This is a genomic window from Cognatundibacterium luofuense, from assembly GCF_018139685.1.
Lineage (GTDB): Bacteria > Pseudomonadota > Gammaproteobacteria > Burkholderiales > Burkholderiaceae_D > Undibacterium > Undibacterium luofuense.
The window spans coordinates 1-304 of sequence record NZ_JAGSPN010000510.1; the positions used below are offsets into that span (position 1 = coordinate 1).

General features: G+C 52.0%; 1 protein-coding gene. It reads right to left on the reverse strand.

Annotated features, from left to right (window positions below):
* On the reverse strand, positions 1-304 hold a 304-nt coding region (locus KDM89_RS21450), incomplete at both ends, for an aminotransferase class III-fold pyridoxal phosphate-dependent enzyme (protein ID WP_212689815.1).

Below are 304 nucleotides of genomic sequence, written 5' to 3' on the forward strand. Positions count from 1 at the left end.
ACCCATACAGATCAGGTCAGCCGCAATGCCGTACAAAGCCTGAGCACCTTGCAGACCAACGCGGAAGCCACACATCACTTCGTCAAAAATCAGGATGCTGCCATGTTGAGTACACAGGCTACGCATCGTTTGCAGGAATTCTTTGTTGGCCGGGATCAGATTCATATTGCCGGCGACCGGTTCTACGATCACGCAGGCGATTTGATCACCAATGGAAGCAAACACTTCTTCCAGTTGCTGGCTGTTGTTGTAGTCGAGCACCAGGGTATGTTTGCTGAAATCTTCCGGCACACCCGCGGACGTT